Origin of the sequence: Chelatococcus reniformis (assembly GCF_014640075.1) — a bacterium.
Taxonomy (GTDB): Bacteria; Pseudomonadota; Alphaproteobacteria; order Rhizobiales; family Beijerinckiaceae; genus Camelimonas; species Camelimonas reniformis.
The window spans coordinates 197,081-223,031 of sequence record NZ_BMGG01000008.1; the positions used below are offsets into that span (position 1 = coordinate 197,081).

Consider the following 25,951-nt stretch of genomic DNA (forward strand, 5'->3'; position numbering starts at 1 on the left):
CGATGCAATTCGGAATCTGGCTCCCCGTCTACGGCGGCTGGCTGCGCACGTCGGAGCAGCCGACCACCCCCGACATCGCCTCCTGCCTGGCCATCGCGCAGCAGGCCGAGGCGCTGGGCTTCGACTTCCTCTACGCCTCCGAAAACCTGCTCAACTGCATCCACGGCCCGCAGGAGAGCGTTGCCGATGCCTGGAGCCTGCTTGCGGCCATTGCCGCCACGACGAGCAAGGTGGGCCTGTGCGGAGCGGTAAAGCCCGGCTTCCGGTCGCCGTTCCTCGTCGCACGCATGCTCGACACCTTGACCAAAGTCGCTGATCGACCCCTCGCCCTCAATATCGTCTGCGGCTGGTGGAAGGAGGAGTTCGAGCTGTCCGGTGTCGACTGGCTCGACCATGACGGCCGCTACGACCGAGCTGCCGATTTCCTACGCTCGCTTAACGGCCTGTTCCAGCCGCCGCTCGATTTGACCCTGCCGGCCGACCGCGAGGATCCGGCCGTATTTCCACGCGGCCCGGACGATCCGACCGCCCGAGCGCCGAGCTATGGCCTCGACCAGGCGGCACTGCCGGACATCTGGATCGCCGGCCATTCCCGGCGCGCCATGCAGATGGCAGCCGAGTGGGGCCATTGTCTGTTCCTCAACGGTATGCCTGACGATCAGCTCGCGCGGCACGTCGAAGCGGCGCAGCAGGAAGCCAACCGTTGGGGACGCAGGCTGTCGATCGCGGCCAACGCCTATGTGATCGCGACCGAAAGCTCGGCACAAGCCAAGGAGCACTGGCGGCAGGTGCTGGCGCGGAGAAACTCGAGCACGATCGAGTTCTTCCGGACAGTCATCGCCAACTCTGGCGCCGCCGCTTGGGCCGAGCTCGATCAAGAGCAGATGGTCGATTCCAATGCCGGCGTCGAGCTCGGCCTTGTCGGCAGCTTCGACGAAGTGCGCGCGCGCATCCCCGAGTTGGCCGCACTCGGCGTCGACCGCATCGTCTGTCAATTCGACGACCCGATGCGTGATGCAGGGCCGTTCATGAAGCGGGTCATCCGGCCGCTTGCGGGTGCGGCGTCGATGGCCGCGGTCGCCTGAGCATTCGACGCCGTCCTGCGGCCACACCCCATCATCAGGAGTACCTCATGTCATCGCTCGCCAGGAAGAGGGCTCACTTGCTCGGCTTCGTCCAACATGGTGTCAACAGCCACGCAACAGGCATGTGGCGCAACACGACGGACAAGATCGGCTTTCACTTCGCACGACCGGAGTACTGGCAGCACATGGCCCGCACCATGGAGCGCGGCCTCTTCGACGCCATGTTCATCGCCGACGAGCTGGCACCCTATTCCACCTTCCAAGACAGCTCCGACGCCACTATCAAATACGCGGTGCAGTGCCCGACGCACGAGCCGTCGACCATCGTGCCGATCATCACCGGCGCGACGAAGCATCTTGGCGTCGGCGTGACGCTCTCGACCATGTTCACGCACCCCTACGCCATGTGCCGCATCCTCTCGAGCCTCGACCATCTCTCGGGCGGGCGGGTCGCCTGGAACGTCGTGAGCTCCTACTCCAAGAGCGAGTGGGAGGCGTACGGGCACGTCGAGATGACGCCGCGCTCGGAGCGCTACGAGAAGATGGAAGAGTACATGGACGTCTGCTACCAGCTCTGGGATTCCTGGGAGCCGGGCGCCATCGTCGCCGACAAGGCGAGCGGCATCTACGCCGACCCGAGCAAGGTCAAGCTCGTCGACCACGACGGGCCATACTTCAAGTGCAAAGGGCGCCACTTCTGCGCACCCTCGCCGCAGGGCCGTCCGGTGCTCTGGCAAGCCGGGTCCTCGGGCCGCGGCCGCGACTTCGCCGCCAAGCACGCCGAGGCCATCTTCGCCGTCCACCCGGGCGTGGAGCGCATGCGCCTCTACGCCGACGACCTGAACCAGCGGCTGGAGACGACGTTCAAGCGCCCGGCCGGCAGCGTCAAGCTGATCTACGGCCTGCAGACGGTGGTGGCGGAGACCCGGTCGGAGGCGCAGGAGAAATACGAGCGCATCAAGGCTTGCATCCCCCTGGAGGGCGCCATCGCCTGGATCTCCGGCCACTTCGGCCTCGATTTCTCCAAGATGGACTTGAGCGAGAACGTGCAGAACATCGAGGTGCCAGGTATCCAGGGGCTGTTCGAGTCGATCATCTACGCCAAGGACCCGCTCGGCAGGGTGCCGGTGACGGTGAAGGAGGCGGCGCTGATCTACGCCCAGGGGATGGGCATGCCTGTCGCCGTCGGCACCGCGCGGGACATCGCCGACCAGATGGAGACCTACATGGACGAGGGCGGCGCCGACGGCTTCATGCTGGCCGCCACCTATACGCCGGGATGCTTCGAGGAGTTCGTCGACCTGGTCGTGCCCGAGCTGCAGCGCCGTGGGCGCCTGCGTCGGGCCTATGAAGGCACGACGCTACGCGAGAATTTGCTCGCCTCCTGATGCGGACCAACGATGGCCGATTCCCGTCGGCCCGCACGATGGCGCGCCCGCTTGGACCACGGGCGCTGGCGCGTCCGTGACTACGCCCACGCTTGCCATCCGGCGGCGAGGTCAACCGGGCCCCTCGCGATAGGCCTCCAGGCGGTAGCCGTCGGGATCGACCACGAAGGCGGCATAGTAGTTCGGCCCATAGTCGGCCCGGACGCCGGGAGGGCCGTTGTCGCGCCCGCCGGCCCCCAGCGCGGCGGCGTAGAAGGCCTCGACGGCCTGGCGGCTGGGCGCATCGAAGCAGACATGCAGGTTGGAGCGCCCGTCCGCCGGCACCGGGTGCTCCGTCGCGCCCACCCAGAAGGCGACCGCCCTATCGCCGTAGCCCAGGGAGGTGTCGTCGGCGCTCAGGCAGCGATAGCCGAGCGCCGACAGAGCTTCGTCGTAGAAGCGCTTGGCGCGCGCGATGTCGCGCACGCCGATCGAGATGTGGTTGATCATGGATGGCTCCTGACGAAGGTTCTGGTCACGCCGCCGTGCGTGTGGCGCGGACGTCGAGCTGCAGCATCCAGCTCACGCCGTTGTCGAGCGAGCGCTCGCCGCGCCAGCGGAAGGACGCCGCGGAGATGTCGGTGAAACTCCAGCGCAGCACGACGCCGTTCTCGGCGGTGCCGACCTGGACGATGCCGCGCGGGTCGGCCCTACCGATCTGCCGTGTGTAGACCTGACGCAGCGGGTCGGACCACAGGATGTGCCAGGCATCGATGCCGGGGTCGTACACGCGCAAGGTGGTGCCGTAGAAGACGCCGGGCAGGATCCACACATCCTGGATGGCCCGTCCCGCCAGAACCAGCCCGGCGTGGATCTCGCCTCGGCCGGCGTGCACGGTGCCGTCGTCCTGGTGGAGCGTGGCATCCATCACCCATGAGCCGACCAGCCAGCTGTAGAGCGCGAGCTTGTCGGCCCGGTCCGCCGCGGGGCGGTCGGCGGCAAGTGCCTGCACGAAGGATGGCACGGACGCCGCCGGTGCTGCGGCGAGCGGAGTGGACTTGATCATCTGCATGGCGGCCCTTTCGGCTGGCGCTCGGGCCTCCTAGCTAGAGGCACGGGCGCCGTGGGCGCTTGGGAAAAACTGACATCGGTGTCCAATGGGATCCATCATCGCCCATGCCCTTGCCGAAGGCCCCGGGTGGCGGGCCTTCGACGTCGTCTGCACCGCCGGCCCCCACGACCGGCCCTACGAGGAGTGCCACGAGGGCGTCTGCGTTGCCGCGGTGATCGAGGGCACCTTCCGATACGGCAGCAGCCAGGGCGCCGCGACGTTGGCGCCCGGCGCGCTGCTGCTCGGCAACCCGGGCTCCTGCTTCCGCTGCGGGCACGAGCACGGCGCCGGCGACCGCTGCGTCTCGTTCCAGTTCACGCCGCACTATTGGGAAGGCGTCCTGGCGGACATGCCAGGCGCGCGACGGTTCGATTTCGCCGGGCCGCGGCTGCCGCCGCTGCCGCAGTTGGCGGCCGTCGTCGCCCATGCCGCCTCGGCGCTCGAAAACCCGGTCGATGGTGATGTCGAAGAGCTCGGGCTGCGCTTGGCCGGTGCGGCAGTGGCCATCGCCCATGCGTGCGGTGCCCGCCGCGAGCCCAGCGCCCGCGACCGGGGGCGCGTCGCCGATACGCTCCGGATGATCGCCCGGCGATGCCATGAGCCGCTGAGCGTCGGCGCGCTGGCTGCCGCGGTCGCCATGACGCCCTACCATTTCCTGCGCACCTTCAGACACGTCGTCGGCGTCACGCCGCACCAATACGTCCTGCGCAGCCGCCTGCACCGCGCCGCGATGCGCATCCGCCGGACCGAGGAGTCCGTCTCGGCCATCGCCTTCGACGAGGGCTTCGGCGACCTGTCGACCTTCAATCGCCGCTTCCGCAAGCTGTTTGGCGTCAGCCCCACCGGCTATCGGCAAACAGCCACGGCCGCCCCAAGTGCTTCAGTTCCTAGCCGCTGGCCGTCCCTGGATGACCGGTGATGCCGCGGCGAGGATCGCCGGCGCGTCGCCGCCGCGCGGCGGATAGATGCGGCTGCCGTTGATGGTGCGCTTGACGGTCTTGGCGTCGGCGCCCTGAGCGACGATCGTCTCCCGGTTCCACCCGGAGGTGTAGAGCGCTCCCCACGGCCCGAGGTCCAGGATCGTGACGTAGTCAGGCGCGGCGAAGGCCACGCGGTCCTCGTTGCGGCCCAGCAGGTCGCACGCGGCATTGTGCCCGGCGAGGCGCCCCATGGGCCGTGCGTGCTGGCACGACATCACGGTCGGGTGCCCGGCCTCGTCGGCGCGCGCGGCGGCAGCATCGCCCGCGGCGTAGACCCCCCTCGCCCCTTCGACCTGGAGAAACGCGTCCACCGGCAAGCGGCCGAGCGCATCGCAGGGCACATCGAACGTCTGCGTCAGCGGGCTCGCCCGCATCCCCGTCGCGAGGACCACCGTGGCGGCGCCGATGCGCTCGCCGCCCTCGAGCGTCACGCCGCCCGCATCGATCGCGCCGACCCGCGCATGGGAGCGGGTCTCGACCCCGAGCGAGCGCAGGGCCTCGACGATGACCGGCTGAGCCGCCGCCCCCATGCCGGCGCCGACGTCGCCGTGATCGAGCAGCAGGACCCGGACGGGCCCGGCGCCTCCCAATGTGCCGCGCAGACGCTGCGGCAACTCGCAGGCGAGCTCGATGCCGACCAGGCCCGCGCCGATGACCACCGCCATACGCGTCGCCGCCGTCGGCGCAGGCGCGGCGGCCAGGGCCGCCAGATGCCGTTCCAGACGCGCGGCGCCGCCATAGGTATCGACATCGAGCGCCACGTCGGCGCCTGTGACCGCGGGCGTGAGCAGCGCGCTGCCGAGAGCGAACACCAGGCGGTCGTAGTGCAGCTGCCTTTCCGCGCCGTCCGGCGCCTCGATGCTCACGCTGCGGCCATGCGGATCGATCGCGACGACCTTCGCGTCGATGCGACCGACGCCGATTGGTGCGAGAACGTCATCCAAGGGAACGCGAACGGGCCCGAGATCGGTTTCGTAGCAACGCACGCGAATGACGTGATACGGGCCTGACGACACCAGGGTGATGTCCAGTTCGTCATGCGCCACCCCGAACAGCTGGCGCGCCCGCGCGGCGCTGGCGGCGCTCCACAGCCCGGCAAAGCCGCCGCCCAGCACGACGACCCTCTGTGCCATCGCCTTGCCCCTCCCGGTGAAGTCGCCAGCGTGGCACGCTTCGCGCCGCGCTTGAAAGCCCTTCGCTGGAAGGTGTCGCTCGGCCCGGCGGCGATGGCTCACCCGGCCAGGAACGCGACGATACAGATCGCCGCTCCCACGATTGCGAGCAGGGTGAAGAGCGCGCGCCCATTGTCATAAGCGCGCCGGAGCCGCTTCACCCGGGCGACGGCCGAGTGGTCCGGACGCTGGGGCTCAGGACGTCGCGCCATGCACGTTGTCCAGCTCGACGAGGGCTGCCGCGACGGCCAGGCCCGTCCACATGATGGGTCGGCGTGGTGACGGCGGAGAATGATTGATCATTGGCGTGCTCCTTTGTCTTTGATGCAGTGGTAGCCAAGCATCTGCAAGTCGACCAACTAACCAGAAGGAGCAAAAAGATGAAACAAACTCAATGGAGGCTGACGGAGCGCGCGAGGGCGCTCGCATTCCGCAATTGCGCTGCGCCGACGCCGCCGCGATCTGCAAACGCATGGGCGGTCGCGGCGGACTGCGCTTAGCCGGCCGCGAAGTCGGAACATGAGCCCGTGCCCAGAGTTCATCCCCCGCCTCATTCGTGGGCATGGAGGGCGACATGGTGGATGTGATAGCCGTTGAAACGACGGCAACGGAGCGGCAAGTGGGTCCATCCTGGGGGTCGATCTTCGCCGGCGCCGCAGCCTCGGTGGCCTTGACCATCCTGCTGCTGACGCTCGCCGCGGGGGTCGGCTTCTCGACCGTGTCGCCCTGGCCGGGCACGACCATGTCTGCTCAGACCTTCGGCATCGTCACTGGCCTCTATCTCATCGTGATGGCGATGCTCGCCTCGACCATCGGCGGCTTCCTCGCCGGTCGCTTGCGGCCGCGATCGAGCTCCACGGGCGATGAGGTCTATTTCCGCGACACCGCTCACGGCCTGGTCACCTGGGCATTGGCGACCATCGTGACCGTCGGCATTCTGGGCTCGACGCTGGGCAGCCTTGCAGGCGGTGCGGCTTCGGCACTGTCGAGCGCGGCGTCGGCCGCCGGCAGCACGGCGGCCGCCAACGCCTCGGACGGCCTCGTCGACACCCTGCTGCGGCCCGGCCCCAACACCCCGCCCGCCTCGGGCGCGCCCAACGCCTCGGGCGGGGATCTGCGCGCCGAGATCGGACGCATGGTCACCCGCGCGCTGAGCCCCGGCGGCGCCGGCCTCACGGCGGCCGACAAGACCTACGCGGCGCAGGTTATCGCGGCCCGCACCGGCCTCAGCCAGGCGGACGCCGAGCGGCGCATCGACGACACAATCAACCAGGCGCTCGCCACCGCGGACGCGGCTCGCAAGACCGCAGCCACCCTGTCGCTCTGGTTCGCGGCGGCCCTGCTGGTCGGTGCCTTCTCGGCGAGCCTCGCCGCAGCGGCCGGCGGCCGCATGCGCGACGAATAGGGCGCTGGCTCATCACCAACACGGCGAGCCGCGCATGGTGGCGCAGGTTACAGTTGCAGGAGAACGCACATGGGACGTGGCATTTTACTTTGGCTGCTTGGTATACCGATCCCGATCATCATTCTGCTGGCGCTGCTGCGCTGACAGGGTTTCGGAACCTCGGGACCGTGTTCAGGTCGGGAGCCGTGACGTCGTGGCGTACCCTCGCCACGGCCGTCACGGCACCGCTGGGCTTCGTTGCAGCCCACGGCAAATGGCTTGCTTCAGAAGCGTATGAGCGGCTGGAGCAACCGTCCCAAGAGGCCGCCCAGGCGCATCTCGCCCTCCAGCGCCGCCAGGCAAATGCACTCGCCATCGGGGTCCGCGACGGGCTGATGGTCCACGGCCGAGTCCACTTCGGCCAGATCGCCGGGCCGATAGTGGCCGAGGCGGTCGGAAAATGATCCGGAGAGCACCTGCGTGAGCTCCAGGCCCGCGTGCCCGTGCTCGGGCAGCTTCCGGTTCGCACCGACGCGGAGCAGGTTCAGCCTGGCGGCGGGATCGCCGGGAATGGTGACCCTGCTCACGCGGATACCCGCCCCGAACCATCGCCATGGCCCGAGGTTGCAGACCAGAAGGGGGGCGGGCAGCGCGTGGCCATCGGGCAGCAGAGGCGGCTCAGGGCGCCTGCGTTCGCCTGGCCGCGGTCGCGGCGGCCCGTCGATCGCCGCCAGCACGCGGGCGAGCGCTTCGGGCGCCAGGGGCGTCGGCGGCATCTCCTCGAGGAGCGCGCCCCCGACCGTCTCGAACGCCGCGACCCGGTCGCGGCAGGCGGCGCAGCCGCTCACGTGGGTGGCGACGACGAACGCCGGGCCGGACGGCAGACGCCCGGCCGCGAAGCGCAGGAGCGTCTCGTCGCTGGGATGATGACTGATCGTCATGTCTCGCCGTCCAGCAAGGCGCGCAGCCGGCCGAGGGCAAGGCGCACGCGCGATTTAACGGTTCCGAGTGGAAGCCCCAGCTCGCGGGCGATCTCGGAGTGGGCTTTGTCGTTGAAAAAGGACAATCGCACGATCGCCGCCTGTTCATCGGACAAAGTCCGTAAGGCGCCTTTGACTCGCGCTTCGCGCTCGGCGGCCAGGAGCAGGGCCTCGCCCGACGGCGCATCGTCCTCCTCCTCGAGCATGTCGGGCCCGCCTGCGCGGGGCAGACGCTCGCGGCGCAGGTGGTCGACGCGAAGATGGCGCGCGATGGCAAAGATCCAGGTCGATGCACCGGCGCGGGTGGGATCGAACGAGGAGGCCTTTCGCCAGACGGAGATCATCGTCTCCTGGGCCAGTTCCTCGGCGACCCCGGCCGGCAGCCCAGACCGTAGCAGGAACGTCTTCAGCCGCGGCGCAAAATGCTTGAAGAGCAAAGCGAAGGCCTGCCGGTCACGCTGCGCGGCGACCACCACGAGCAACCGGTCCAGTTCTTCGCGCGTCGGCAGCGGCGCGGCGGGGGACGCCGTCACCAGCGCACCTCGCCGGCGTACCGACCGCTGGGGTCGAACGATGTCGCGGGCATGCTGCTCGGAGGCATTCATGCATCCCGTTACGGCGCGCGGGCGAGGTTGGATCATCGCCATCGGAGTGATCGGCCGGCCGCGGCCGGCCGCGGCCGGGCGCGACCTTAGCGCATGATGGCAAAGAAGTGAGCAACCACACGGGAGCTTCAATGACCGCCGTCGCCCCCCACGCGATTGCGTGACACTCATCATGAGACCGACAGACGGTCACGGCGGCACCCTCGAGCCGGCGCGGTCGCCAAGCGGGCTTTTCGCGCCGCCACCATCGCCGGAGCGTCCATAGATTGAGGAACCCTGCCGCCCTGCCCAAGGGCGGCATGCAGCGCGCGGAGGACAGAACAGCTGTTGCAGGCGTCGCCTGGAGTATAAAAATCTGCTTAAGGTCCGGGCACGCTGCCTGCCTGTTGCCCTGAAATGGGCGACGGCGCAGCCGGAGACATCTCGTGAACACGTCCGTGCCCCCCTCCACCCTCCATCCGCTCACCGTCATCGACGGACCGCCGGCGTGGAAGCGGCTCGTGGTCGCCGTCCTGCTCAGCATGGTCGGCGGCGTCGGCATGTGGTCCGTGGTGGTGGCCCTGCCGGCGGTCCAGGCCGAATTCGGTGTGGCGCGGGCGGAGGCGAGCCTGCCCTTCACGCTCACCATGGTGGGCTTCGGCCTCGGCGGCGTCGCCATCGGCCGCATGGCCGACCGCATGGGCATCACCATTCCTTCGCTCCTCGCCACCGCTGCGCTGGCGTCCGGCTATCTGCTGTCGGCGCTGGCGCCGAACATCACCGTGCTGGCGGTGATCTACGGGGCGCTGATCGGCTTCGGCGCCTCGGCCGGCTTCGGGCCGCTGGTCGCCGACATCTCCCATTGGTTCGCCAGGAGGCGCGGCCTCGCCATCGCCATCTGCGCCTCGGGCAACTACCTCGCCGGCACGTTCTGGCCGCCGATCGTCGAGCGCGCCATCGATGCCTACGGCTGGCGCGCGGCGCACGTGGGCGTCGGCCTGTTCTGCGCGGTAGCCATGGTGCCGTTGGCGCTGCTGCTGCGCCGGCGACTGCCGACCACTACGGCGGACGGCGCCGCCGCGGCCAGCTTCGTTCCGCCCGAGCGCGCCTTCGGCATCACGCCGGGGACCTTGCAGGCGTTGCTGGTGGTGGCGGGCGTCGGCTGCTGCGTCGCCATGTCCATGCCCCAGGTCCACATCGTCGCCTATTGCGGCGATCTGGGCTACGGCGTCGCGCGCGGCGCCGAGATGCTGGCGCTGATGCTGGCCTGCGGCATCATCAGCCGCATCGGCTCCGGCTTCATCGCCGACCGCATCGGCGGGCTCCGCACGCTGCTGCTCGGCTCGGTGCTGCAGGGGCTGGCCCTGCTGCTCTATCTGTTCTTCGACGGACTGACGTCCCTCTACGTGATCTCGGCCCTGTTCGGCCTGTTCCAGGGCGGGATCGTGCCGAGCTACGCCATCATCATCCGCGATTTCTTCTCGCCCCGGGAGGCCGGCGGCCGGCTCGGTCTGGTGGTACTCGCCACCGTCTTCGGCATGGCGCTGGGCGGCTGGCTGTCCGGCAAGATCTTCGATCTGGCCGGCTCCTATCAGGCCGCCTTCCTGAACGGCCTGGGCTTCAACCTGCTGAACGTGGCCATCATCGTCTTCCTGATGGTGCGCTCGGCGGGCCAGCGCCGACACCTGGTGGGCGCGCCCGCCTGACGCGCGCCCGGCATCACCCAGCAGAGAACCCGGCCGAGCAGAACCTGGCCGAGCAAAGCGTGGCCGACTTACAACGCGGCTCGGCCCCGCTCTGGCTCACCTTGCCGACGCCTGCGCAAAAGCCCACATGTGGCGCATGCGAGCGAACGATCGATTGAAGCTGGCCGACACCAGCGGCCCACCGCCGAGCGTGGGCAGCAAAGCGGAGGACGGCAGCGCGATCTGTTCCGTCACGAGTTCGTCGTTCCAGCTGGCCAGCGAGCTGTGGCCCGTCCTGGGCGAGGACGGGGTGAAATCCAGCGTCGCCATCCGTGACTGGCTGCTCGTGGAGGCGCGGCAGACCCGCGATCCCAACCTGATCCTGTCAGGGCTGAGCGAACGGCTGAACGGCGCCGGGATTCCGGTGGACCGCGCGTCGCTGGTGATCGAGACGCTGCACGCCCAGCACGCCGCCGTCGGCCGCGTGTGGATCAAGGGACAGGCGACCGTCGAGGCCGAGGAGTTCGCCTACGTCCGCGACGCCAGCGACAACTACATGCGCAGCCCGTTCTACGCCGTGCACCAGACGCGTGCGCCGCTGGCGCTGCGGCTCGACGAGATACCGGACGACCTCTACAGCATCGTGCCCTCGCTCAAGGCGAGCGGCTACGTTCACTACCTCTGCTTTCCCATGTTCTTCGCCAACGGCGACGAGAACGGCATTTCGTTCGCCACGCGCGACGACACCGGCTTCACCGAAGCGCACATCGCCTTCCTGAAGCTGCTGATGCCGGCTATCGCCGCGGTGGTGGAGATCGTCGCCGGCTATCTTTCGCTCGACTCGCTGCTGCGCATCTATATCGGCGACGAGCCGCACAAGCTGGTTCTGAACGGGGACGTGCGGCGCGGCCAGGTGAGCCGGATCCGTTCGGCCATCCTGTTCGCCGACATGCGCGGCTACACGCACCTGTCGTCCGGCATCAGTCCGGAGGAGACCGTCGACCTGCTCAACGCCTATTTCGACTGCCTGGTCCCGCCGATCGAGCAGGAGGGCGGCGAGGTGCTGAAGTACCTGGGCGACGGGCTCCTGGCCATCTTCCGGGACCGCGGCGACGACACCGGCGGTGCAGCGCGCGCCGCCCTCGATGCCGCCCGGCAATCCCTGGAATTGCTCGACGCCCTCAATCAGGGGGGCTCGCTGCCGGTGCGCATCGAGGCCGGCATCGCCCTCCATCATGGCGACGCTGCCTACGGCAACGTCGGCTCGGGCGCCCGGCTCGACTTCACCGTGGTAGGCCGGGACGTGAATCTCACCAGCCGCCTCGCCGGCCTGAACAAGGTGCTGAGCGAGCCGCTGATCATGTCGGAGGCCTTCACCAACCACCTGTGGGGCGACCCGATCCTGCTCGGCCGCTTCGCTCTCGACGGCATCACCGACGAGATCGCCGTCTACAAGCCGTAGGCATTTCCCGGAGCCCCGGGTCGGATCAAGCTCAAGCCCAAGTCCGAGCCACGCACCCTTCGCAACACATTTCCGCCACATTTCAACTGAGAGCTGCTGGCGGGGCGATGTGTGCGGGCCTCGCATAAGGTCCGCCGTCGAGCGATGGGGGTGCGACGATGGCCTATGGGGCCGATTTCAGCGTCGCGAGCAGCTGGGACTCAGGATTTATCGGGACGGTCGTCGTCCACAACGCCAACACGACATCCATGGACGGCTGGCTCGTCGCCTTTGATGCGCCGTTCGACATCACCAACCTGTGGGACGGCGAGATCGTCAGCCACGTGGGCGATCACTACGTGGTGAAGAATGCCGTCTGGAACGGCTCGGTGCCGGCCAGCGGCTCCGTGAGCTTCGGCTTCCAGGCCGGGGCGGCGGGGCCGCCGACCGCGCCCACGGGCTTTTCCGTGAACGGCCAGCCGATCGGCACCCCGCCGCCGGACCTGCCCGTGATCTCCGCCCTCGACCGTCTCATCACCGAGACCGACAGCGGCGCCACGCAGCGGGCGTTCAAGGTGACGCTGTCGGAGGCCTCGTCCGAGACGGTCTCCGTGGACTACAAGACCACCGACGGCACCGCGACCGCGGGGTCCGACTACCGTGCCAAGTCCGGCACGCTGACCTTTGCCCCGGGCGAGACCAGCAAGACGGTCATGGTCCTGGTCAATGGCGACACCCGCGCCGAGGCTGACGAGACGTTCTCGCTCACGCTGGCCAACGCCGCGCATGCCGCCATCGGCAAGGCCAGCGGTGTCGGCACCATCGTCAACGACGACGCGGTGCCCCGGCCGACGCTGAGCGTCGCCGACATTTCGGTAGCCGAGGGCAACCCGGTCACCACCGGCGGCGGGGTCGGCTTCTTCCACACCGTCGGCAGCCAGATCGTCGACGAGGCGGGCGATCCCGTGAAGATCGCCGGGGTGAACTGGTTCGGCATGGAATCGAACCGCTTCGCGCCGGACGGGCTGCATGTCCGCAATTACGAAGACATGATGGACCAGATGGTGGAGCTGGGCTTCAACACCATCCGCCTGCCCTACTCCGACCAGCTCTTCGACGCCGGCAGCGTCCCGACCGGCATCGACTACCACAAGAACCCGGACCTCGTGGGCCTCAACGGCCTTCAGATCATGGACAAGATCGTCGCCTATGCCGGCGAGATCGGTCTCAAGATCATCCTCGACCATCACCGCTCCAGCGCCGGGGCCAGCGCTTCGGAGAACGGGCTCTGGTACGACGAGACCTACAGCGAGCAGACCTGGATCGCCAACTGGACGATGCTGGCCGAGCGCTATGCCGGCAACAGCACCGTCATCGGCGCCGACCTGCATAACGAGCCGCACAACGGCACCTGGGGCGGCGGCGGCGCCACCGATTGGGCGGCCGCGGCGGAGCGGGCCGGCAACGCGGTGCTCGCCGCCCATCCGGACTGGCTGATCTTCGTCGAGGGCGTCGCCGCCTACCAGGACAACTACTATTGGTGGGGCGGCAACCTGATGGGTGTCGCCGACCGGCCGATCGAGCTCGACCTGCCGGGGCGCGTCGTCTATTCCGCGCACGATTATCCCAATTCGGTCTACGGCCAGCCCTGGTTCAACGACCCGAACTTCCCCGACAATTTGACGGCGAAGTTCGACCAGATGTGGGGCTATATCGCCCGCGAGAACATCGCCCCCGTCTTCATCGGCGAGTTCGGCAGCAAGCTGACCGATCCCAAGGACGTGGCCTGGCTCTCGAAGCTCCAGGCCTACCTGGCCGGGGACTACGATGCCAACGGCACGATCGACCTCGCGGCGGGGCAGCAGGGCTTCAGCTGGACGTGGTGGTCGTGGAACCCCAACTCGGGCGACACCGGCGGCATCCTGAACGACGACTGGACGACGGTTCAGGCGGGCAAGGTCGCCAGCCTCGAGCCGCTGATGTTCGATTTCGACGCCGACGGCGGCACGACCGTCGACGGGACGACGGCGGCGCGCTTTGCCGTCGAGCTCTCCGCTGCGTCGGCGAGCGTGGTCAGCGTCGACTACACCACCGTCGCGTTGACGGCCGATGCGACGGATTTCACGCCGACGAGCGGCACGCTCACCTTCGCGCCGGGCGAAACCTCGAAGATCGTCACCGTCCCGGTCCGCGGGGATGCCATGGCCGAGGCGAACGAAACCTTCCGACTGGCATTGTCAGCCCCGCGCAACGCCGATCTGTCAAAAGCCGCGGCGACCGCGACCATCGTCAATGACGATGCAAGCGCGCTCACGGCGTCCACCAGCCTGGCTCACACCGCCGCCGCCGCGCATCTCGCCGTCTCGACCGAGATCGTCGACGACTGGGGTACGGGTGCCGTCGCCTCGCTCCTCGTCGAGAACGCCGGCGCGACGGCAGTTGACGATTGGACGATCGAGCTTCAGACGCCTCTCGACATCGCGAGCATCTGGAATGCGCAGATCGTCGCCCACACGGACGATGTCTACGCCATCCGGGCGGCCGACGGGAACCACCACCTCGACGTCGGCAAGAGCGTCAGCTTCGGCTTCCAGGTCGTCGGCCAGGCGGCGCCCGGATCGTTCGAATGGCTGGTGTGACGGCTGACCCGCGCAGTGGAGGGGCAGCGGCGGATCGCCCGCGCCCCGCCCTGCGCGAGCTCAGGCCTGAGCCGTCCCCAGCGCCTTGCCGACCTCGGCGAGCGTGGCCTTCTCGGCCTCGCTGATCTGGATGCCGCCGAAACCAAGGAAGCCGCCCTCGCTCGCGGCTTCCGCCGTCTTCTGGGCGACCTGCTGCAGCCAGGCCTTGAAGCCCTGGGCGTCGGCGGCATCCTTGGCCGACACGATGGCGCCGACCTGGGTGAGCGCGGCGAGCACCTGCTGCTTCATCTCGGCCGGCGACTTGCCGGTGAGTTCGGCCTTGAGGCCCTCGCGCGCCGCGGCGCGCCCCTCCGACGTCTCCATGTCGCCGGCGATGGCCTTGGCGAGCGCGTTGGCGCCGGCATCGTTCTTGGCCGCCAGCAGCGCCAGGCCACTCGCCATGCCTTCCTTCATCGTCCCCCACAGGCCACTGGGATCGGCCAGCGTAACCGCCAGGGACGCGAGCATCGGGCTGCCGAGCACGAGCTTCCACTCGTCGGCGGTGAAGTCTGCTTTCGTGACCATGGTGTCCTCGCCTCATCGGGTCGGCGGAAGGTCCAGGCCTTTGCGCCGGGGCGTCGAGCCTAGCATGCGCTCGGCACGGATGGAGCCGGCGCCGACACAACCTGCATGCGGTCTCGTCCTGACAATGCGGTGACACACCGGTCGCGGCACACCTTCCGCCGGCAGGCGGTTCGAGAGCCCTCGCCGGGCGCCGCGGCTTCTCGTCGCGGCTGCGTTGCCGGCACGCGGGGGCAAGCCGCCTCTGGCAGGGCCGAAATGCCCGGATGACACCCGCTGAAGCGCCGAGGCCCCGCTCGCTTCGTGGGAGCGGGAACCGGCATGGCGGCCCGGCCGGCTGTTACCTCTGCGCTCGCGGTGCCGCGAGGATGCTGGTCGGCGGCTTGACCTGCACCGCAGCGGCGCGGGCGGCCAAGTTGGATGACCCATGTCTTGCCGCTGCGGACCGCTTGCGCCACGCCTACATGACCGAAAAATAACCTGCGGGACGGTTCGGCACGAAGCCGGGGCGCGCTATAGGATTGCCAGCTGAAAGCCGAGTGGAATGGCCTTTCGATGAACCCAACCGATCAAGCCGCCCGGGCGCGCGTGGCGCCGGCGCCCGCCGCGGCGGCCGACCCGCGTGACGAATTCGACCGTCTCGCCGAGTATATGAACAGCTGTATCCTCGGCCAGAGCGCGTTCGTCGATCTGCTGCTGGTGGCGGTGCTGGCAGACGGCCACCTCCTGGTCGAGGGGGCGCCGGGCCTCGCCAAGACCAAGGCGATCAAGGCGCTGGCCCGGGCTATCCATTGCGAGGACCAGCGCATCCAGTTCACCCCCGACCTGCTGCCGTCGGACCTGACCGGCACCGACATCTACCGGCCCGAGGACGGCAGCTTCCGCTTCCAGCCGGGGCCGGTGTTCCACAATTTCATCCTGGCCGACGAGATCAACCGGGCTCCGGCCAAAGTGCAGGCCGCGCTGCTCGAGGCCATGGCGGAGCGGCAGGTGACGGTCGGCGGCGTCACCTATGTCCTGCCCGAGCTGTTCCTGGTGATGGCGACCCAGAACCCGATCGAGCAGGAGGGCACCTATCCGCTGCCCGAAGCGCAGCTCGACCGCTTCCTGCTGCACGTGAAGCTCGACTACCCCGACCTCGCGGCCGAGCGGCAGATTCTCCGTCTGGTGCGCGGCGAGGCCCAGGGCGAGGTCGTGGCCTTCGGCGAGCCGATCAGCCAGGCCTCGATCTTCGCCGCGCGCCAGGACGCGCTGGCGTGCTACATGTCGGAAGCCGTGGAGGAGTATCTGCTGCAATTCGTCTTCGCGACGCGGAGCCCCGAGCGCTACGGCAAGGAACTCGCCGGCGTCGTCGCCTTCGGTGCCAGCCCCCGCGGCACCATCGCGCTCGACCGCTGCGCCCGTGCCCAGGCCTGGCTGGATGGCCGTGACTACGTAGTGCCGGCGGACGTGCAGGCGATCGCCAAGGCGGTGCTCCGCCACCGCATCCTGCTGACCTTCGAGGCCCAGGCCGACGGCATGACGGCCGACCAGCTCCTCGATGCGCTGATCGCCCGCGTGCCGGTGAGCTGACACCCGTCGCTGCCTGGGATAGCCGATGACCGACCGCCCGGCCGATCCACCCTACGGCCTCGTCGCCCGCCTCGACGAGCTGATCGCCGCGCGCCCCACCGGCATGGCCAGCGGCTTTGCGCCGAGCGGCACGGTGCGCACCCATCATCACGGCGGCTACAAATCGGCCTTCCGGGGCCGCGGCATGGAGTTCGACGAGGTGCGGGCCTACCAGCCCGGCGACGACATCCGCACCATCGACTGGCGCGTCACGGCGCGGACCGGCCGCACGCACACCAAGCTATTCCAGGAGGAACGCGAGCGGCCGGTGCTCATCCTGCTCGATGTCCGCGCCTCCATGCGCTTCGGCACCCGCGACACCTTCAAGTCGGTGCTCGCGGCCAGGGCCGCGGCGGTGCTAACGTGGGTCTCCGTCGACAACGGCGACCGGGTCGGCGGGGTCATCCTCGCGCCCTCGCGGATCCGCTCCCACCGCCCCGAGCGCAGCCAGGGGCGCATTCTCGGCTTCATCAAGGCGATGGCGGATGCCACCGCGGACCGCTTCGGAACGGAACCAGCGGCGCCGGAACCCACTCTGGCGGACGCGCTCGTGCGCATGCGCCGGGCGGCACGGCCGGGAACGCTGGTCTTCGTCATCAGCGATTTCCGCGATCTCGACACGGCAACGGCGCGCGAGCTCGGCCGGCTGTCGCTGCAGGCGCAGGTGAGCAACCTGTTCGTCTACGACCGCCTCGAGGCGGCGATGCCGGGCCGTGGCCGCTATCGGCTCAGCGACGGCGCCGACGTCGCCGTGCTGGATGGCGACAGCAAGGCGGCCCGCGACGCCTATGCCCAGCATCTGGCCGGCCGGCGCGGCGCCGTCGAGCTGCTGTCGCGCCAGCGCGGCATGCTGTTCGTGCCCTTGCAGACCGGCCAGGATCCAGCCGACATCCTGCATCCGGAACGGCTGCGGCACGGCTGGTCGGCCGCGCGCCGGACCGCCGCATGACGGCGCCGGCCCCTGCCCCGCCGGCAACACCGCTCACCCTGCCCGGCGCCCTGCCGGCAACGCCACTCGAGCTGCCCGGCACGCCGCCGGCCGATCCACTGGCCGAGCTGCGCGACATCCATCTGCCGGATGCGGTGCCATTCTGGCCGCTGGCGCCCGGCTGGTGGCTCGCCGTCGGGCTCCTGGCGCTGCTGCTGCTCGTGGCGGCCCTGCTCGAATGGCGCCGGCGGCAGACCCTGGGCTATCGGGCGCTCAAGGAGCTCGAGGCGATCGAGCGCGACGGGGCTCGCTACGCCGACGCCCATGCGGTCGCCAGGGCGGCGGCCGTGCTGGTCCGGCGCATCGTGATGACGCGCGGCGACCGCTCGCGTCTCGCCCTGTCCGGCGACGACTGGCAGCGCTTCCTCGCCGGCGGCAAGGCCGGCCTGCCGCAGCCCATGGCCAGATTCATGGCGCTGGCGCCCTACGTGCCCCCCGCCGCGGCGGCGGCCGCCGGCATCGACCGCGCCCAGTTGCTCGCCTCCCTGCGCCGCTGGATCCGGGGCAACGCATGATCCAGTTCGAATGGCTCTGGGCCCTGGCGCTGCTGCCGCTGCCGCTTCTCGTCCGCTTCCTGGTGCCGGCGGCCAAGCCGCCGCGGGCCGGCGCCCTGCGCGTGCCGTTCTTCCACGCGCTGCGTCAGCCGGGCACGCCTGCCGGCGCCTGGTTCGGCCGCCGCCTCTGGATGCTCGCCGCACTGACGCTGATCTGGCTGCTGCTGGTGGGCGCCGCCACCCGGCCGACCTATGTCGGACGCGCGGTGCCGATCCCGGTCGACGGCCGCGACATGGTGCTGGCCGTCGACCTGTCCGCGTCCATGGCGCGGGAGGATCTCACCCGCGACGGGGTGCCCACGGACCGTCTGTCGGTGGTGAAGGCCGTCGCCGACGATTTCATCGCGCGGCGCGAGGGCGACCGCATCGGCCTGATCCTGTTCAGCGGCAACGCCTACATCCAGGCGCCGCTCACCTTCGACCGCAAGGTCGTGCGCGAGTTGCTGGACGAGGCGACGATCGGCCTGACCGGACGGGAAACGGCCATCGGGGACGCCATTGCGCTGGCCATCCGGGTACTGCAGAGCCGCCCGATCGACCATCGCGTGCTGGTGCTGCTGACCGATGGGCTCAACAATTCCGGGGTGCTCGAGCCGCTGCAAGCCGCCGAGCTGGCGCGCGAGGAGCATGTCAAGATCTATGCGATCGGCGTCGGGGCCGACAGCCAGGCCGTGGGACAGCAGGTCATCAATCCATCGCTCGACCTCGACGAGGTGTCGCTCGCGAAGATTGCCGAGATGACCGGCGGTCGCTATTTTCGGGCGCGCGACGAGAGCGGCCTGGCGGCGATCTACCAGGACATCAACCGGATCGAGCCCGCCGCCGGCGAGCCGCTCTATCTCAGCCCCACTGTCTCGCTGTTCCAGTGGCCGCTGGGCGCGGCCCTGGCCCTGAGCCTGCTCGTGGGAGCCATGCGGCTGATGCCGATCGGATTTCGACGTCGAGCGACGACCACCGACACGGCCGACGCCGCCCGGCACGGAGCGCCGCCATAATCCCGCAGCAGTTCCATTTCCTGCGGCCGGAATGGCTGCTGGCCATCCTTCCCGCCGTCGGCCTCTGCGCCCTCCTCTGGCGGCGGCTCGGCGCGGGCCAGGACGATTGGCGCCCGTTCGTCGACGCCCATCTGCTCCGGCATCTCGCGGTGCAGGGGAGCACGCGGGGCCGCCGCTGGCCGCTTGGCGCCCTGCTTCTGGGCTGGACGCTGGCGGCGATCGCGATGGCGGGGCCGACCTGGCAGAAGCTGCCGACGCCGGCGCTCGACCGCTTCGACCCGACGGTCATCGTGCTGAGCCTCGCCCAGTCCATGAACGCGACCGATCAGAGCCCGAGCCGCCTCGCCGCGGCCCGCTATAAGATCGACGACATCCTCGGCCGCCTGCGCAGCGGCCAGGTCGGGCTGGTGATCTTCGCCGACGCGCCGTTCGTCGCCGCGCCGCTGACCGAAGACGGCCGCGTCGTCGCCCAGATGCTGCCCGAGCTCGCCTCCAACCTGATGCCGGTGCTCAACGACCGCCCGGACCTTGCCATCGAGAGGGCAGCCGAGCTGCTGCGCAATGCCGGCGCGCCGGCCGGGCGCATCGTGGTGCTCGCCGACGGGACCGGCGAGCAGCCGGATCGAACGTTCGCAGCCGCCAGGGCCGCGGCGCAGGCGGGTTACATCGTCAACGTCATCGGCGTCGGCTCCGCCTCCGGCAGCCCGCTCATCGATTTCAACGGCAACCCGGTGAAAGGCGGCGACGGCGCGCCGGCGACGACCAGGCTGGACGAGCAGCGGCTGATCGAACTCGCCGCCGCTGGCAACGGGCGCTACACGCCGATCACGGCCGACGACCGCGACCTCGGCGTCGTTCTCGCCAGGGGCGCCGGCCCGCTGGCAAGCAGCGCGCTGAAGGACAGCGGTCTGGTGGCGGACCAGTGGCGCGACATGGGCCCGTGGCTCGCCATCGCCGTGCTGGTGCTCGCCTCCCTTGCCTTCCGCCGCGGCTGGGTGGCCGTCCTCGTCCTGGGGGCGCTGCTCGCCCACGGCGCCGGCACGGGCGAGGTCAAGGCCGCCGAACCCGCAGCCGCTGCGCAGGGCTGGAAGAACCTGTGGCAGCGGCCTGACCAGCAGGGCGCCAGCGCCTTCCGGGGCGGCGCCTACGGCGCCGCCGCCACGACCTTCGAGGACCCCGCCTGGCGGGCGAGCGCCCTCTACAAGGCCGGCAGCTACCGGGAGGCCGCCGACGCGTTCTCGCGTCTTCCCGGCGAAGACTACAACCGGGGCAACGCGCTGGCCCGGGCCGGCGAGCTGGAGGAGGCGGTCAAGGCCTACGACAGCGCACTCGAGGCCGACCCGGCCGATGCCGACGCGCGGCACAACCGCGAGCTCGTGCAAAAGCTCCTCGACCAGCAGAAGCAGGACCAGAAGCCGCCCGAGGGCGGCCAGAGCAATGACCCCGCGCAGGACCAGCAGCAGGGCGGCCAAGATCAGCGCGAGCAGCCGCAGCAGGACGGCAAAGGCCAGGCACCGCAGCAACCGGAGCAAAAGCCGCCGGAGCCCAAGCAGCAGAACAGCGATCCGGCCAAGCAGCAGCCGCAGCAGGGATCGTCGACCGGCGGCCAGCAACCCAAGGACAAGGACGCGCCGCCGAAGAAGGACGGCCGGCCGGCCCCGCCGCCGAAGGACGACAAGCCGGACGCCCCGCCGCAGCGCGGTGCCGACGGCAGCAAGACGCCGCCCCCGGCCGACCCGCCCGACCAGGGCAAGCAGGCCGATGCGCCGGCCGCCCCCAAGGACGAGGCTCCCCCCGGCGAGGCGCAGGCGGGCGCCGCACCGGGGCAGATGAGCGAACAGGACCAAAACCGCGAGCAGACTCTGCGGCTGGTGCCAAACGATCCGACCAGCCTTTTGCGGGCCCGCATCCGCATGCACTATGGCGCGATGGGGATCCCGACTGCGAGACGATAGCGACGACATGGATCAACGCAGGCGGATCACCGGTCTCGCGGCAGCGCTGGCCTTGGCACTGGCCCTGGCGGCCAGCGGGCCGGCCATGGCCGCAACCCTGACGGGCGCGGCGGACCAGACCACGGTCGATCTCGGCAAGACGATCCGCTACGTGGTGCGCCTTTCGGGCGCGGGCGGCAATGCAGCGCCGGATTGGACACCGCTCACGAGGGATTTCGACATCGTCGACCAGCGCCAGCAGCGCCGCGCCACGGCCGTCAACGGCAGGCGGGCGGAAACGGTCGAGTGGACCCTGACCCTCGCGCCGAAAGCCGCCGGCAAGCTGACCATTCCCCCCCTGACGGTGGCGGCGCTGCGGACCGCGCCGGTGGCCATCACCGTGAACGGCGGGGCGGCGGACCAGGCGCTCGACGGAGCCCTGTCCGTCCGCATCGAGGTGGGCAAGGCTCCGATCTACGTGCAGAGCGACGTGCCCATCGTGCTGCGTGTGCACGACGCCCTCGGCATCCGCGACGGCTCCTTCGGCGACCTCTCCGCCGACGGCGCCACCATCACGCCGCAGGGGCGGCCCGGGCATCGCTTCGAGACCATCAAGGGCCGCAAGTATCACATCATCGAACAGAATTACGTGATGCGGCCGCAGCGCAGCGGCCAGATCGAGATCCGGCCGGTCACGGTGGAGGCCAACGTGCCGACGGGCAACGGGCTGCTCTCGTCCACCGACCCGCAGGTCAACCTGAGCAGCGCGCCCCTGCCGCTGAGCCGCATCATCGATCCCGGCCGCGACGTGACCCTGCGCTCGCCGCCCGTCCTGGTCGAGGTGAAGGCGCGACCGGCCGCCATAGACGGCTGGTTCCTGCCGGCGCGGGGCGTCACCTTGACCGACACCTGGTCGTCGCCGCTGACGACAGCCAAGGTGGGCGAGGCGCTGACGCGCACCATCAGGCTCGAGGCGCGCGGCGCCAGCCCCAACCAATTGCCGGCGATCACCCCGGCCGACGCCGACGGCGTGCGCCAGTACGAAGAGGCCAGCCGCTCAGACGCCGCGACGATCAAGGGCGAGGCGGCCGCCGTCCTCGTCAAGACCGTCTCGGTGGTGCCGACGCGGGCCGGCGAGGTGACCTTGCCGGCGGTCGAGGTGGAGTGGTGGAACATCGATGGCAACCGCCCCGAGCGCGCGGTGCTGCCGGCAGAGACGTTCACGGTGGCGCCGGACGTAAGCGCCACGGCCGCGGCGCCCCCGCCAGCCGCCGAGATCCCGGCCGCCTCGCCGGATGCCTCCGAAACGACGGAACCTCGTCCCGGACGGCTTCTCGCACTCTTGGCGATGCTCGTGGAGCAACTCGGCGCCACGCGCGTGGGAGCCGGCCTCGCCGCCGCCATCGCCATGGCCGGGGTGGCCTGGTGGCTGCCCCGCCGCCTGGCGCGGGCAGCCCGGCGGCCCCAGCGGGCGGCGGTCCGATCGGTCTCGGCCAACGCGCCGACCGCGCCCGTCGTCCCTGCGCCGGCCGCCGAGCTATCGGCGCAGGCTGCCGAGAGAGCCCTCAAGGCCGCCTGCAGGGCGAACGATGCGGCCGCCACATACCGGGCCTTTCTCGTCTGGGCCCGGCTCGACACCGGCCCGCCCGCCCGCCCGGCTGAAGCGATGCGGAGCGCAGAGATGCGCCGCGCCGTGGACGAGCTGCAGCGCCACCTCTATGGCGGGCCGCCCGGCGGCTGGACGGGCAAGGGGTTTCTCACCGCCCTGCGGGCCGAGCAGCAGGCCAGGCGCCGCCGCGAGCGTCGCCCACGCGGTGCACGCCTCCTGCCACTCTATCCGGAGGCCGGCGCGGCCTGATCGCGCCGCGCGGTCGGCGTCCTTCAGAACCCGTAGAGGCGCGCGGGATTGTCGACCAGGATCTTGCGGCGGATAGCGGCGTCGGGGACGCAGCGCTCGAACAGGTCGACCAGCACCGCATGCGCCGGAAGCGTTGCCGGCGTGTGGCCCACATGCGGCCAGTCGGTGCCCCACACGAGCCGGTCCGGGTTGGCGCTGACGAGCGCCTGCATGAAGCCTTCGGTATCGGCGTAAGGCGTGCCCTGGCGGGTGTTGCGGTCGGCCCCTGAGAGCTTGCACCAGTAGCGCCCGGTCTTCAGGCGCTCACAGAACCACTGGAATCCCTTATAGGTGACGCCCTTGTCGGTCATCGTCCGACCCTGGTGGTCGATGACGAAGTCGAGTGGCAGCTTTTCCAGCTCGGGCGCCAGCTCTTCGAGGTCGCCGGTCTCGATCCAGAGCTGGGCGTGCCAGCCGCGCTCGGCGAGGCGCGGCGCTAGTGCCTTGAGGTCGTCCAGATCCATGCCGCCCGAGGAGACCGGCTTGCCGTCCTGCCGCAGCAGGTTGATGCGCACGCCCTTGAAGCCGGCGTCGGTCAGTTCGTCGAGGCGGGCATCGGTGACATCGCGCGAAACGATGGCGATGGCGCGCAGCTTGTCAGGAAAGCGGCGCAGGGCCGCGAGCGTCACCGCGTTGTCGGGCCCGGCCCCGAGCGCGTGCACGATGACGCCCCGTGCGATGCCGATCGCCTCCCACATGGCGAAGAGCCGCTCCACCGGGAACTCCTCGCCCGGCGTGAAGCGCCCCTCCGACTGCCCCGGGAAACGAGCGAACGGACCATAGATGTGCACATGGCAATCACAGCTGCCGGCCGGGAATGGGGTGGCTGCCATCGGCTTTCCTCCAACGTTGACGAGATGTTCTTTTGCTTTCTTGATGGATGGTCGGGCCAAGCCCGACCATGACGGAGTGGGACGGCCTCAAAACAATCTCAGACGTCATGGTCGGGCTTGACCCGACCATCCATCCACTCGAAAAATACGTCCGTACACCGTCGCCGGCAGCGACGCCTATCGTCCCTTGAAGTCGGCGACGCGGCGTTCCGCGGTGGCCTTCACGCCTTCCTTGAAGTCCTCGGTCTGGCGCAGCCGATTCTGCTCCGCGAGCTCATGGTCGGTGGCCGCTCGCACCCGCTCGGCCAGCCCGTCGCGCACGGTGGCGCGGGTCGACAAGAGCCCGAGCGGCGAGCACTCGGCGATCTCGCCGGCGAGTTTCTGGGCCGCGGCACGGACCTCGTCCTGGGGCACGAGCACGTCGGCGAGGCCCATGGCGAGGGCCTCCTCGCCGGTCACCCGGCGGCTGGTGTAGAACAGCAGCGCCGCCTTGGTCTTGCCGATGGTCTCCGGCAGGGTGACGGTCAGCCCGAAGCCCGGATGGAAGCCGAGCTTGGTGAAATTGGCCGAGAAGCGAGCCTCCGGACAGGTCACGCGGAAGTCGGCCGACATGGCGAGGCCGAGCCCGCCGCCGATGGCAGCGCCCTGGACGGCGGCGACAATCGGCTTCTTGTTGCGGAAGATGCGCACGGCCTCGATGTAGAGGTGGCCCGTGTCGCGGGGCCGCTCCTCGAAGCCGCCGCTCGGGGGGGCGGTGAAGTTGGCGCCGGCGCAGAACGCCTTGCCCTGGGCCGCGAGCACCACCGCCCGGATGGAGGGGTCGGCATCGATGGTGTCGAGCGCATCCGCGATGTCGCGGATCAGCACGATGTCGAAAAAGTTCAGCGGCGGCCGCCGGATCTCGATGGTGGCGACGTGGCCGGCGTGCGAGACGTCGATGTCCTTGCTCATCTTGGAGGCTCCTATCGGTTTACTTGATTATCCTACCTGAGCCCCAGGCCACGGGCGATGATGCCGCGCAGGATCTCGGTCGTGCCGCCCTGAATCGTGAGCTTCGGCGCCGTTTTGAGGTAGAATGCGAGCCGCTTCTCGAACGACTCGTGGTTGGCATCGTCGGGCTCCAGAAAAGCGGAGAGCTCGCGCGCGCGCTGCGGCAGGGCCTGCTCCCACAGCGTGCCGACATCCTTGACGATGGCCGCCTCGACCACGGGTTCGCGCCCGGCCTCGAGCATCCCCGCCACCGACACCGACATGCGCCGAAGCGTGTGCAGTTGCGCCACCAGCCGCCCGATGCCGGCGGCGGTGCGGACGTCGGGCTCCGGCCCGACGGCCCGGAGCAGCGCATCGAGCGCGCCGTAGGTCTCCAGGAACCGTTCGGGCCCGCTGCGCTCGTAGGCCAGTTCGCTGGTCGCCTGCTTCCAGGCTCCGTCGAGCTCGCCGATGACATTGTCGTCGGGGAGGAAGACGTCGGTGAAGACGACCTCGTTGAACTCCCGGTGGCCGGTCATCTGGCCGATCGGGTTGCAGACGATGCCCGGCGTCGTCATGTCGACCAGGAACGAGGTCAGCCCGTGGCGGCGGTTCTCCCTGGTCGGCTGTGAGGTGCGGAACAAGCCGATCATGTAGTCCGACTGGTGGGCGTTGCTGGTCCAGATCTTGGTGCCGTTGATCAGCCAGCCGCCGTCCGTGCGCGTCGCCTTGGTCTTGGCCGCGAAGAGGTCCGATCCCGACCCTGGCTCGCTCATGCCGATGCAGAAGGACACCTCGCCGCGCACGGCCCGCGGCAGGATATTGCGCTTGATGGCTTCGCTGGCGTAGCGGATGAGAGTCGGCCCGCTCTGTCGGTCGACGACGAAGAAGCGCCGCGTCGGCGCGTTGGCGACGCGCATCTCCTCGGTCACCACGTAGCGCTCGAGGAAGCTGCGCTCCTGGCCGCCATACGCCTTGGGCCAGGTCATGCCGATCCAGCCGCGCGCGCCGACGCGGCGGCTGAAGGCGTCGGCGTTGGCGGCACCGCCTTCGGGATGGTGCGGATCGAACGTGCCGGCGGCGATCTCGTCGGCCAGGAAGGCCCGCACCTCCTGTCTCAACTCCTGGCAGTGGGGGGGCAGGCGGAGGGGATCGAAACGGAGCGCGGTCATGGGTCTGTC

General features: G+C 69.8%; 22 protein-coding genes. 13 read left to right on the top strand and 9 right to left on the bottom strand.

The genetic code is table 11. The features are described from left to right. Positions 1–2 precede the first annotated feature (2 nt). Together IEW34_RS21770 and IEW34_RS21775 are read left to right on the top strand one after the other, a co-directional pair. Positions 3–1,085, top strand: a complete 1,083-nt coding sequence (locus IEW34_RS21770) for an LLM class flavin-dependent oxidoreductase (protein WP_188611325.1) — start codon at positions 3–5, stop codon at positions 1,083–1,085. Between the two features lie 47 nt (positions 1,086–1,132). Next, the gene (locus tag IEW34_RS21775) at positions 1,133–2,473 is read left to right on the top strand and encodes an LLM class flavin-dependent oxidoreductase (protein WP_188611326.1); all 1,341 of its coding nucleotides are present in this window, start codon (positions 1,133–1,135) and stop codon (positions 2,471–2,473) included. 111 nt (positions 2,474–2,584) lie between these two features. Here IEW34_RS21775 and IEW34_RS21780 read toward each other — a convergent pair whose 3' ends face one another. Together IEW34_RS21780 and IEW34_RS21785 are read right to left on the bottom strand one after the other, a co-directional pair. Continuing rightward, positions 2,585–2,962, bottom strand: a complete 378-nt coding sequence (locus IEW34_RS21780) for a VOC family protein (protein ID WP_188611327.1) — start codon at positions 2,960–2,962, stop codon at positions 2,585–2,587. A gap of 25 nt (positions 2,963–2,987) precedes the next feature. Next, a complete protein-coding gene (locus IEW34_RS21785) occupies positions 2,988–3,524 on the bottom strand; it encodes a hypothetical protein (protein WP_244642131.1) in 537 nt (178 codons plus the stop codon). An 85-nt stretch (positions 3,525–3,609) separates the two neighbouring features. Between IEW34_RS21785 and IEW34_RS21790 the strand changes: the two genes are divergently transcribed. Next, positions 3,610–4,482, top strand: a complete 873-nt coding sequence (locus IEW34_RS21790) for a helix-turn-helix domain-containing protein (RefSeq protein WP_188611328.1) — start codon at positions 3,610–3,612, stop codon at positions 4,480–4,482. Here IEW34_RS21790 and IEW34_RS21795 read toward each other — a convergent pair. Beyond that, positions 4,444–5,676, bottom strand: a complete 1,233-nt coding sequence (locus tag IEW34_RS21795; RefSeq protein ID WP_188611329.1) for an NAD(P)/FAD-dependent oxidoreductase — start codon at positions 5,674–5,676, stop codon at positions 4,444–4,446. The genes IEW34_RS21790 and IEW34_RS21795 overlap by 39 nt on opposite strands. A 613-nt stretch (positions 5,677–6,289) precedes the next feature. Between IEW34_RS21795 and IEW34_RS21805 the strand changes: the two genes are divergently transcribed. Beyond that, positions 6,290–7,120, top strand: coding sequence for a hypothetical protein (locus IEW34_RS21805; RefSeq protein WP_188611331.1), 831 nt, complete (start codon positions 6,290–6,292; stop codon positions 7,118–7,120). Positions 7,121–7,383: 263 nt separating this feature from the next. Here the strand turns inward: IEW34_RS21805 and IEW34_RS21810 are convergent, their stop codons facing one another. Together IEW34_RS21810 and IEW34_RS21815 are read right to left on the bottom strand one after the other, a co-directional pair. After that, positions 7,384–8,040 carry a ChrR family anti-sigma-E factor gene (locus IEW34_RS21810; RefSeq protein WP_188611332.1) on the bottom strand — a complete coding sequence of 219 codons (657 nt, stop codon included), beginning with the start codon at positions 8,038–8,040 and terminating at the stop codon, positions 7,384–7,386. Beyond that, positions 8,037–8,684, bottom strand: a complete 648-nt coding sequence (locus IEW34_RS21815) for a sigma-70 family RNA polymerase sigma factor (protein ID WP_188611517.1) — start codon at positions 8,682–8,684, stop codon at positions 8,037–8,039. The genes IEW34_RS21810 and IEW34_RS21815 overlap by 4 nt, the downstream gene beginning before the upstream one ends. A 425-nt stretch (positions 8,685–9,109) precedes the next feature. On the opposite strand from IEW34_RS21815, the gene IEW34_RS21820 reads away from it, so the two are divergent. The 3 genes from IEW34_RS21820 to IEW34_RS21830 all read left to right on the top strand — a co-directional run bounded on the left by IEW34_RS21820 (position 9,110) and on the right by IEW34_RS21830 (position 14,428). Further along, entirely contained in the window at positions 9,110–10,369 is a 1,260-nt protein-coding gene (locus IEW34_RS21820) for an MFS transporter (protein ID WP_244642132.1), read from the top strand. 154 nt (positions 10,370–10,523) lie between these two features. Continuing rightward, positions 10,524–11,810, top strand: a complete 1,287-nt coding sequence (locus IEW34_RS21825) for an adenylate/guanylate cyclase domain-containing protein (protein ID WP_244642133.1) — start codon at positions 10,524–10,526, stop codon at positions 11,808–11,810. A gap of 158 nt (positions 11,811–11,968) precedes the next feature. Continuing rightward, on the top strand, positions 11,969–14,428 hold the full coding sequence (locus IEW34_RS21830; RefSeq protein ID WP_188611334.1) for a cellulase family glycosylhydrolase: 2,460 nt from the start codon (positions 11,969–11,971) through the stop codon (positions 14,426–14,428). 60 nt (positions 14,429–14,488) lie between these two features. Here IEW34_RS21830 and IEW34_RS21835 read toward each other — a convergent pair whose 3' ends face one another. Beyond that, positions 14,489–14,992, bottom strand: coding sequence for a hypothetical protein (locus IEW34_RS21835; protein ID WP_188611335.1), 504 nt, complete (start codon positions 14,990–14,992; stop codon positions 14,489–14,491). A 648-nt stretch (positions 14,993–15,640) separates the two neighbouring features. Between IEW34_RS21835 and IEW34_RS21840 the strand changes: the two genes are divergently transcribed. From IEW34_RS21840 to IEW34_RS21865, 6 genes are all read left to right on the top strand, one after another. Next, on the top strand, positions 15,641–16,561 hold the full coding sequence (locus tag IEW34_RS21840; RefSeq protein ID WP_244642154.1) for an AAA family ATPase: 921 nt from the start codon (positions 15,641–15,643) through the stop codon (positions 16,559–16,561). 25 nt (positions 16,562–16,586) lie between these two features. After that, the gene (locus IEW34_RS21845; protein ID WP_188611337.1) at positions 16,587–17,549 is read left to right on the top strand and encodes a DUF58 domain-containing protein; all 963 of its coding nucleotides are present in this window, start codon (positions 16,587–16,589) and stop codon (positions 17,547–17,549) included. After that, positions 17,546–18,103 (top strand): DUF4381 domain-containing protein, encoded by a 558-nt coding sequence (locus tag IEW34_RS21850; RefSeq protein WP_188611338.1) that lies wholly within the window; start codon positions 17,546–17,548, stop codon positions 18,101–18,103. The genes IEW34_RS21845 and IEW34_RS21850 overlap by 4 nt, the downstream gene beginning before the upstream one ends. Then, positions 18,100–19,137 (top strand): vWA domain-containing protein, encoded by a 1,038-nt coding sequence (locus tag IEW34_RS21855; RefSeq protein WP_188611339.1) that lies wholly within the window; start codon positions 18,100–18,102, stop codon positions 19,135–19,137. The genes IEW34_RS21850 and IEW34_RS21855 overlap by 4 nt, the downstream gene beginning before the upstream one ends. A gap of 149 nt (positions 19,138–19,286) precedes the next feature. Then, positions 19,287–21,092, top strand: a complete 1,806-nt coding sequence (locus IEW34_RS21860; RefSeq protein WP_188611340.1) for a VWA domain-containing protein — start codon at positions 19,287–19,289, stop codon at positions 21,090–21,092. Between the two features lie 7 nt (positions 21,093–21,099). Then, a complete protein-coding gene (locus IEW34_RS21865) occupies positions 21,100–22,929 on the top strand; it encodes a BatD family protein (protein WP_188611341.1) in 1,830 nt (609 codons plus the stop codon). Positions 22,930–22,952: 23 nt separating this feature from the next. Here IEW34_RS21865 and IEW34_RS21870 read toward each other — a convergent pair whose 3' ends face one another. The 3 genes from IEW34_RS21870 to IEW34_RS21880 form a co-directional block, all read right to left on the bottom strand. Continuing rightward, on the bottom strand, positions 22,953–23,801 hold the full coding sequence (locus tag IEW34_RS21870; protein WP_188611342.1) for an amidohydrolase family protein: 849 nt from the start codon (positions 23,799–23,801) through the stop codon (positions 22,953–22,955). Positions 23,802–23,978: 177 nt separating this feature from the next. Further along, positions 23,979–24,752: an enoyl-CoA hydratase/isomerase family protein gene (locus tag IEW34_RS21875; protein WP_188611343.1), complete on the bottom strand. Its 774-nt coding sequence runs from the start codon at positions 24,750–24,752 to the stop codon at positions 23,979–23,981. 32 nt (positions 24,753–24,784) lie between these two features. Then, positions 24,785–25,942, bottom strand: coding sequence for an acyl-CoA dehydrogenase family protein (locus IEW34_RS21880; RefSeq protein WP_188611344.1), 1,158 nt, complete (start codon positions 25,940–25,942; stop codon positions 24,785–24,787). Between the last annotated feature and the right edge of the window lie 9 nt (positions 25,943–25,951).

Coding starts and splice junctions, on each gene's coding strand:
- IEW34_RS21805 (WP_188611331.1), top strand. CDS start 6,290: ATGGTGGATGTGATAGCCGTTGAAACGACGGCAACGGAGCGGCAAGTG.
- IEW34_RS21775 (WP_188611326.1), top strand. CDS start 1,133: ATGTCATCGCTCGCCAGGAAGAGGGCTCACTTGCTCGGCTTCGTCCAA.
- IEW34_RS21795 (WP_188611329.1), bottom strand. CDS start 5,676: ATGGCACAGAGGGTCGTCGTGCTGGGCGGCGGCTTTGCCGGGCTGTGG.
- IEW34_RS21770 (WP_188611325.1), top strand. CDS start 3: ATGCAATTCGGAATCTGGCTCCCCGTCTACGGCGGCTGGCTGCGCACG.
- IEW34_RS21845 (WP_188611337.1), top strand. CDS start 16,587: ATGACCGACCGCCCGGCCGATCCACCCTACGGCCTCGTCGCCCGCCTC.
- IEW34_RS21780 (WP_188611327.1), bottom strand. CDS start 2,962: ATGATCAACCACATCTCGATCGGCGTGCGCGACATCGCGCGCGCCAAG.
- IEW34_RS21810 (WP_188611332.1), bottom strand. CDS start 8,040: ATGACGATCAGTCATCATCCCAGCGACGAGACGCTCCTGCGCTTCGCG.
- IEW34_RS21855 (WP_188611339.1), top strand. CDS start 18,100: ATGATCCAGTTCGAATGGCTCTGGGCCCTGGCGCTGCTGCCGCTGCCG.
- IEW34_RS21865 (WP_188611341.1), top strand. CDS start 21,100: ATGGATCAACGCAGGCGGATCACCGGTCTCGCGGCAGCGCTGGCCTTG.
- IEW34_RS21870 (WP_188611342.1), bottom strand. CDS start 23,801: ATGGCAGCCACCCCATTCCCGGCCGGCAGCTGTGATTGCCATGTGCAC.
- IEW34_RS21850 (WP_188611338.1), top strand. CDS start 17,546: ATGACGGCGCCGGCCCCTGCCCCGCCGGCAACACCGCTCACCCTGCCC.
- IEW34_RS21785 (WP_244642131.1), bottom strand. CDS start 3,524: ATGCAGATGATCAAGTCCACTCCGCTCGCCGCAGCACCGGCGGCGTCC.
- IEW34_RS21875 (WP_188611343.1), bottom strand. CDS start 24,752: ATGAGCAAGGACATCGACGTCTCGCACGCCGGCCACGTCGCCACCATC.
- IEW34_RS21835 (WP_188611335.1), bottom strand. CDS start 14,992: ATGGTCACGAAAGCAGACTTCACCGCCGACGAGTGGAAGCTCGTGCTC.
- IEW34_RS21880 (WP_188611344.1), bottom strand. CDS start 25,942: ATGACCGCGCTCCGTTTCGATCCCCTCCGCCTGCCCCCCCACTGCCAG.
- IEW34_RS21830 (WP_188611334.1), top strand. CDS start 11,969: ATGGCCTATGGGGCCGATTTCAGCGTCGCGAGCAGCTGGGACTCAGGA.
- IEW34_RS21815 (WP_188611517.1), bottom strand. CDS start 8,684: ATGAATGCCTCCGAGCAGCATGCCCGCGACATCGTTCGACCCCAGCGG.
- IEW34_RS21840 (WP_244642154.1), top strand. CDS start 15,641: ATGAACAGCTGTATCCTCGGCCAGAGCGCGTTCGTCGATCTGCTGCTG.
- IEW34_RS21790 (WP_188611328.1), top strand. CDS start 3,610: ATGGGATCCATCATCGCCCATGCCCTTGCCGAAGGCCCCGGGTGGCGG.